The sequence below is a fragment of the Methylobrevis pamukkalensis genome (assembly GCF_001720135.1).
In the GTDB taxonomy this organism is placed as follows: Bacteria; Pseudomonadota; Alphaproteobacteria; order Rhizobiales; family Pleomorphomonadaceae; genus Methylobrevis; species Methylobrevis pamukkalensis.
The window spans coordinates 1-7,461 of record NZ_MCRJ01000154.1 but is presented as its reverse complement, the minus strand read 5'-3'; the positions used below and the strand labels follow the sequence as shown (position 1 = coordinate 7,461).

The 7,461-nt window shown below is 68.7% G+C and carries 5 protein-coding genes and 1 pseudogene; 4 read left to right on the top strand and 2 right to left on the bottom strand.

All coding sequences use genetic code 11. The features are described from left to right. The first annotated feature begins 226 nt into the window (after nt 1–226). The 3 genes from A6302_RS18465 to A6302_RS18455 all read left to right on the top strand — a co-directional run bounded on the left by A6302_RS18465 (nt 227) and on the right by A6302_RS18455 (nt 3,912). Entirely contained in the window at nt 227–412 is a 186-nt protein-coding gene (locus A6302_RS18465; protein WP_069308268.1) for a hypothetical protein, read from the top strand. Beyond that, nucleotides 409–2,673, top strand: a complete 2,265-nt coding sequence (locus tag A6302_RS18460) for a mechanosensitive ion channel domain-containing protein (protein WP_069308267.1) — start codon at nt 409–411, stop codon at nt 2,671–2,673. The genes A6302_RS18465 and A6302_RS18460 overlap by 4 nt, the downstream gene beginning before the upstream one ends. Nucleotides 2,674–2,895: 222 nt before the next feature. After that, complete coding sequence (locus tag A6302_RS18455; protein WP_069308266.1) at nt 2,896–3,912, top strand: putative bifunctional lysylphosphatidylglycerol flippase/synthetase; 1,017 nt, start codon at nt 2,896–2,898, stop codon at nt 3,910–3,912. Nucleotides 3,913–3,971: 59 nt separating this feature from the next. On the opposite strand, the gene A6302_RS18450 is transcribed toward A6302_RS18455, so the two are convergent. Beyond that, complete coding sequence (locus A6302_RS18450; RefSeq protein WP_280939427.1) at nt 3,972–5,072, bottom strand: methyl-accepting chemotaxis protein; 1,101 nt, start codon at nt 5,070–5,072, stop codon at nt 3,972–3,974. On the opposite strand from A6302_RS18450, the gene A6302_RS18445 reads away from it, so the two are divergent. Further along, on the top strand, nt 5,031–5,249 hold the full coding sequence (locus A6302_RS18445; protein ID WP_141703930.1) for a hypothetical protein: 219 nt from the start codon (nt 5,031–5,033) through the stop codon (nt 5,247–5,249). The two genes, A6302_RS18450 and A6302_RS18445, sit on opposite strands and share 42 nt — an antisense overlap. 240 nt (nt 5,250–5,489) lie before the next feature. On the opposite strand, the pseudogene A6302_RS18440 reads toward A6302_RS18445, so the two are convergent. Next, a pseudogene (locus A6302_RS18440) lies at nt 5,490–7,300 on the bottom strand (ABC-F family ATP-binding cassette domain-containing protein). Nucleotides 7,301–7,461: the final 161 nt, after the last annotated feature.

The window sequence follows — 7,461 nt, the reverse complement described above, 5'->3', positions numbered from 1 at the left end:
GCCACCTCCAGGGAGCCGCAAGGGCTGGTCGCGGCAGCCGGGCCCGGTCACGCCGTCATCCGCGCCAGCACGACACTATGCCCCGCGCAGGCAAGATCGTTGGCGACAAAACTCTCCACGAGCAGTCATTTCTGGTCCCGCCCTCGCTCCCGCCATAGAATTGCCCAGCCTTGCCCGGACCAAGGCCGACATGGTCTCGTATCGGTGACGAGGTAACGGAAGCGGCATGACAAGCGAATCGATCTCTGTCTCCTGGCGGCATCTGGTGACGGCCCTGTGCCTGCTGGCGGCGATTCTCGGCGGCTCGGCGGGCGCCTTTGCCCAGATGCCGCTGCTGCCCGGACAGGGGACGGCCACGCCGGCCGAAACGCCCGCGGCGGAGCCTCGGCTGCGGAGATCGAGGCCGACGTGAAGGCCGCGCGAGATGCGCTGATCCGCGTCCTGTCCGACGAGCGCAAGCGGGCGCAGTTCCTGAAGGAGCTCGAGGGTCTGGATGCGGGGGAGGGGGCTGCGGCGGCTGGGGCCCCGGCTGCGGGGGCTGCTGCCGGGGGATCTGCAGCCGCCGGTGCCACCAGTCCGCCGGCGACCACGGACGAGGCGGCCTTGCCGCTGCCGCAGCAGTTCGGCGAATACACCCGTGAGGTCGGTGAGGATCTCCGCCGGATCTTCGGGCGCACCTGGACGTCGCTGCTCAATCTGCAGACCCTTGTCGATGGCAGCCTGACGATCGACTGGGCCGGGCTCTGGTCGCGCTACGAGACGACGGCACTGCTGATCGCGGTCGCGCTGCCGCTCATCCCGGTCATGCGCTTCCTGCTGCGTCCGGCCTTCGGCTGGCTGGACCGCCGTGCCGACGGGCAGCCGTTGCTGCGCCGCCTTCTGCCGGCGACGGGCGCAGTGCTGCTCGACGTGCTGATGCTCGTCATCGCCCTGTTCGTCCTGGTGGCGATCGCGCTCCGGATGTCGACCAGCGAGCGGCTCGACACGGCCGAGACCCTGTTCCTGTCGGCCTTCCTCGCCACCCAGCTTGCGCGCCTCACGGTGCGCGCCGTGTTCCGGCCGCTTCATCCCCACCTGCGGCTGCTGCCCTGCCGGGACGACATCGCGCGACACTGGACCCGTCGCATCGGCGGGCTGGCCACCTTCGTCGGCTACAGCATGCTGTTCTTCGTGCCGATGGTGACCTACGCGATCTCCTTCCGCGTCGGCATCGGCGTGCGGATGGCGATCGTCCTCATCGCCACGCTCGCGGCGATCGTGATGGTGGTGGCCAACCGCACGGAGGTGCGGCGCGAACTGGTCGATGCCTCGAACCGGGTGCGCAGCCGCACGATCGCGCTGATCCTCGTGCGGCTGTCGGCGGTGTGGCATCTGCTGGTGATCGCCTATCTCCTGACGGGTTTCATCGTCTGGTCCACCCGGCCGGCCGATGCGCTTGCCTTCATGCTGGTCGCGACGCTCTGGAGCCTTGCAGCGATCGTCGTCGGCGCCCTCGTGATGCGCGTCCTCAACGGGGTGTCGCAGAACGGTCTCAAGGTTCCGCAACGAGCCCGCGCGGCGATGCCGATGCTGGAGCAGAGGGTCAACCTGTTCGTGCCGGCGCTTCTGACCGTGCTGCGCGTGTTCATCGCCGTGGCGGTCCTGCTCGCGGTGCTGCACGCCTGGTCGCTGATCGACGTCACGGACTGGCTGGCCACCGGCGACGGCGCGCCGCTGTTCCGGCGCTTCATCACCGCCTTCATCATGGTCGTGGTGCTGATCGTCGCCTGGCTGGCGGCGACGTCGTGGATCGAATACCAGCTCAACCCGAATTCCCGGCGCGCGGCGTCGGCGCGGATGCGCACGCTGTTCGCGCTGCTGCGCAATGCGCTTACCGTGCTGTTCGTGACCATCGGCTCGATGCTGGTGCTGTCGGAACTCGGCATCGACATCGCGCCGCTGATCGCCGGTGCCGGTGTCGTCGGCCTTGCCATCAGCTTCGGCGCCCAAAAACTGGTTCAGGACATCATCACCGGCGCCTTCCTGCAGTTCGAGAATGCGCTGAACGAGGGCGACGTGGTGACCGTGGCCGGCATTTCCGGCGTGGTCGAGCATCTGACGATCCGCTCGGTCGGCCTCCGCGACGTGTCCGGCGTGTTCCACGTCATTCCCTTCTCGTCCGTGGACGCGGTGTCCAACGCGATGCGCGGGTTTGCCTTCCATGTCGCCGACATCCAGGTGGCCTACCGGGCCAACCTCGACGAGGTGAAGCGGCTGATGCTCCTTGCCTTCGACCGGCTGATGGAGACGGAACACGGGCCGTACATCCTCGAGCCGCTGGACATGCAGGGCGTGCTGATGCTGGCGGAAAACGCGGTGACGGTGCGCGCGCGCATCAAGACCGCACCCGGCAAGCAGTGGGCGGCGGGGCGCGCCTATACCGAGATCGTCAAGCTGCTGTTCGACGAGCATGGCATCGAGATCCCGTTCCCGCAGCGGACGATCTGGATCGGCGACGCCAAGGACAACGAGGAGCCGCGGTTGCCGCTCGACGGCAAGTCGGCGGGACGAGGCGGAAAGCCGCAGGGCTCCGAACCTCCGTCCAAACGCGGCGCGGCGGCGGCCGACCGGGCGCCCGCGGAGACGCTGGATGTGCCGGACAGCCCGGATGACGACGGCAATGTGACGCGCTGACGTCAGCCTGTGATGCGCGTGAGCAAAGGTGCATGTCCGTTCGGCAGGTCTCCTGCGCAATGCTCCGCCCTTGACGACCCGGGCGGGGCGATGTTCATGCAAGGCCTTGATCGCCGGGGAAATGACCCGACATGGCGGTGGCGGACCGAACGTCCCGCGCAGGCGGTGACGTGCCGTGGCAGCAAGCCGCGACGGACGCCGACCCAACGAAGAGGCCGATGCTTGCTGCAGCCATTTGACGACAAGACCGGGGGGCAGCAGGGCACGGTGCGGCCGCCGCGTCGCCGACGCAACTGGGCGGGCTATCTTGGCCCGGTGCTGGCGATCGGCCTGATCGTCTATGCCGGCATCGTGCTTTACGGCATGGCCACGCGGATCGACCCGCGCGAGATCGGCATCGCGCTGGAGAACATCCCGGCCTGGCGGATCCTGGTCGCGGTGGCGCTGACGGTGATCAGCGTCGTCTCGCTCGCCGCCTACGACGTCTGTGCCATCAAGGTCGTGCGCACCCGCAAGCCGGTCGGCACCGCCTATGCCGCGCTCTGCGGCGGCATCGCCAACATCTTTGCCAACGGGCTCGGCTTTCCGATCCTGACGGGAGGAATGGCGCGCTACCGGCTCTATTCGATGATCGGCCTCGATCTTGCCGCCGTGGGACGGATCATGGCGCTCACCTGGGTGACGATGTGGTCCGGCCTCGTCTTCGTGCTCGGGCTGACGCTGCTGCTCGGCGACACCGGCGAGGAAGCCGTGTTCCTCAACCATACCGCCGACCGCACGATCGGCGCCGTCCTGCTGCTGGTCCTGACCATCGCGGTGCTGTGGACGGGGCGTCGCCGCCGGGCGGTGCGTCTGGGCGGCTGGGCCGTGCGTCTGCCGACGACGCCGGTGCTGATCGCGATGATCGCCGCCGGCGGTGTCGACCTGTTCGCCTCGGCTGCCACGCTCTACGTGCTGCTGCCGCCCGACGTGGTGCCGAGCATGGCGATCTACATGATCACCTATGTGGTGGCGATCCTTGCCGGCAATGCGGCCAACACGCCGGGCGGGCTCGGCGTGTTCGAGGCGGCGATGGTCACGGGGCTGGAGCTCGGCGACCGGCCGGACGTGGCCGCGTCGCTGATCCTGTTCCGGATCATCTACTTCCTGCTGCCGCTCGCGGTTTCGATCGGCCTGTTCGGCGTGATGGAATGGCGCTTCCGCCGGGCGCGGGCCGCGGCCGGACCGGACGAGAGCTGAGCGCCCGCCCGGCACGCCATCCGATCCCTGCCGGTCTCGGCCGGTCTCGGCCGATGCTCTCAGCCGATGCGGGCGAGGTCGGTCATCATCTCCGTGGAGCACTTGTCCATGGCGAGATAGGCCTCGATTGCCGGCTGCATGTGGCCGCGGGCCATCTCCTCGACCAGCTTGCGGGATTCGCGCACCAGCACCTCGACGCGCGGGGGGAGCCCACGCAGCACCGGATGCTTCTGGCGGTCCTCCTCGGTCAGGCGCGCGAAATGGGCGCCGAGCGGCTCGATCTTCGCCGTGTAGGCCCGGGGCTCGATCGCCTGGATGCCGACGAGGCATTCGGCGAGGCGGCGCTTCCAGGCCATGTGGTCGGCTCTCAGGCGGCGCGCCGCGTAGGACGGGACGCCGAGTTCGGCCGAGGTGTCGATGATGCCGCTGACCATGTGTTCGGAGCGGTTGATCACCTCGGCGGCCGACTTGGTGTCCTTCTCGTTCTGGCCGGCGAGACGGGCGATTTCCGACAGGCTCTTGGCCATGGATTCGGTTGCCGACTGCTGGTCCGTCAGCATGCCGGCGATCGCGCCGACGCTGTCGTTGACGATGCCGACATTCTGCTCGATCTGCGCCATGTCGCTGGCGACCGCGTCGAAGGAATCGCGGCCGTCGCGGACCTTGGCGCCGCCGACGGCCATCGCCTTGAGCATGCCCTGCATGACGTCGGCCAGCGCCGTGAGCTGGTCGCGGATCAGGTCGGTGGTGCGCGAGGTCTCTTCCGACAGCGCCTTGACCTCGGCGGCGACGACGGCGAAGCCGCGCCCGGCCTCGCCGGCCCGCGCCGCCTCGATGGTGGCGTTGAGGGCGAGCAGCTTGGTCTGGCTGGAGATGCTTTCGATCTGCTTGGCAAAGCCGCCGATGTTCTCGATCGCGCCGCCCAGTTCATGCATCTGGGTGTCGAGGCCGGCGAAGGCGTCGGTGATGTCCTGCATCGCCCGGCCGGCGGACCGGGCGCGGCTGGCGCCGGACTGGACGATCGAATGCGCCTCGGCCGTGCGGCCCTGGGCGCGCCGGCGAGTTCCGCAATGTTCTCGATCGACCGGGCGACTTCCTCGATGCCGGCGGAGACGGAGGTGGTCTCGCTGCTCAGCGTCTTGACGTTGCCGTTGGACCACGCCATCAGGCAGATCAGTTCGCTGAGACCCACCGACGTGTCGACCGCGTGGCCGAAGCTGGTCGCCGAATGGGCGATCAGGCGGGTGATTTCGGCCTCCATCGCCGCCGCGCTGGCCCGACTGGCGGTGGCCGCGGCGAGAGCCGCGTCGAGATCGGCGCGTCCGTTCGAGGTGTGAGTGACTTCTGCGCTTTTCTTGAGACGTGACAGCATGATTGTGTCCGGATTTGCGGCCCTGGATGTCTCACCGTGCGCAATTCCGGTTAATTTTCAATTGCTCAAGAACAAGGCACAGATGTCGCGCCGCATGCATGCAACCGTCATCACACGCGAGGAACGGAGAAAATGCGGGTCATTTCAAACGGTTGAAATTGCGCATTGTCTCCGTGGGCTCAACAATCAGATTTTCTGAATCCGCTCAGCCTTCCAGTTCCTCGCGCATCATCTCCAGCCGCAGCCACTCTTCCTCGGCTGCGGCGAGCTTCGCCTCGGCCGCGGCCAGCGCATCGGCAAGCGCCTGGAAGCCGGCGGGATCGCGGGTATAGAGGGCCGTATCGGCCATCTTCGCCTTCAGCCCGGCGATGGTCGCGTCGATGGCGGCGATCGTCTTCGGCAGCGTTTCCAGCGCGTGCTTGTCCTTGAAGGACAGCTTGGTGCGTGCGGCCGCCGGCGTGGACGGGGTGATGGGCGCCATGACCTTCGGCGGCTTGCCCTCGGCGGTGCGGCGCGCTTCCACGCCGGCGCCGCGCTGGGCCAGCATGTCGGTGTAGCCGCCGGCATATTCGGCCCAGACGCCGTCGCCCTCGGACATGACGACGGAGGTGACGACCCGGTCGAGGAAGTCGCGGTCGTGGCTGACGAGGATCACCGTGCCGGCGTAGTCGGCGAGCAGTTCCTCCAGGAGATCCAGCGTCTCGAGGTCGAGGTCGTTGGTCGGTTCGTCGAGCACGAGCAGGTTGGAGGGCTTGGCCAGCGCCCGGGCGAGCATCACCCGCCCGCGCTCGCCGCCGGACAGGGCGCCGATCGGCGTGCGCTGCTGTTCGGGGGCGAACAGGAAGTCCTTCATGTAACCGATCACGTGCTTGTTCATGCCGTTGATCGTGACGGTGTCGCCCTTGCCGTCGGTCAGCGCCTCGGCCAGGGTCCAGGTCGGATCGAGGCTGGCGCGCCGCTGGTCGAGTACCTGCATGTCGAGGGTCGTGCCGAGCCGCACGCGGCCGGAATCGGGCTCCGTCTCGCCGGTCAGCAGCCGCAGCAGCGTGGTCTTGCCGGCGCCGTTGGCGCCGACGATGCCGATGCGGTCGCCGCGGCCGATGCGGATCGAGAAGTCCGCGACGATCGGCCGGTCGCCATAGCTCTTGGAGATGCCCTTGGCCTCGATCACGAGCTTGGACGAGGCGTCCGCTTCGCTGGCGGCCAGCCGCACGCTGCCGGCCGGACCGCGATGCTCGCGCTTCTGCTTGCGCAGGTCGGCGAGCAGGTCGACGCGGCGGACATTGCGCTTGCGCCGCGCCGTCACGCCGTAGCGCATCCAGTGTTCTTCCTGCTGGATCTTCTTGTCGAGCTTCTGCTGGTCGCGCTCTTCCTCGGCGAAGATCTCGTCCCGCCAGGTCTCGAAATGCGAGAAGCCGCGCTCCAGCGTGCGCGTCACGCCGCGGTCGAGCCAGACCGTGGTGCGCGAGAGATTCTGCAGGAAGCGCCGGTCATGCGAGATCAGCACCAGCGCCGAGCGCAGCGACTTCAGTTCCGCTTCCAGCCATTCGATCGCGGGCAGGTCGAGATGGTTGGTCGGCTCGTCGAGGATCAGGATGTCCGGCTCGGGCGCCAGGACCCGGGCCAGCGCCGCGCGGCGCGCCTCGCCGCCGGACAGGCTGCCCGGCGTCTCCTCGCCGGTGAGGCCGAGGCATTCCAGCAGGTAGGGCGCGCGGTAGGCGTCTCGCCCGGTCCGAGCCCGGCCTCCACATAGGCGAGCGTCGAGGCAAAGCCGGTCAGGTCCGGCTCCTGCGGCAGGTAGCGCACGGTCACGCCCGGCTGGCGGAAGATCTCGCCGCCATCGGCCTCGATCAGGCCGGCCGCGATCTTGAGAAAGGTCGACTTGCCCGAGCCGTTGCGGCCGACGAGGGTGATGCGGTCGCCGGACGACACCGACATCGACGCCGCCGTCAGCAGCGGCGTCGCCCCGAAGGTCAGGCGCACGTCGCGCAGGAAGAGCAGGGGGGGAGAAGCCATGAAGCGGTGCAGCCTGTGTTTCTGGGATCAGTCAAGGAGCCGGGCGGCCTCGTCGGTGAGGCGGGCCACCTGTTCGGCGAGGGCGGGGGCGGACGGGCCGGCCTTGGCGACGGCGCGCGACACGCTCGGCAGCGTGCGGCGGGGCGTGGGGGGCCGAAGCG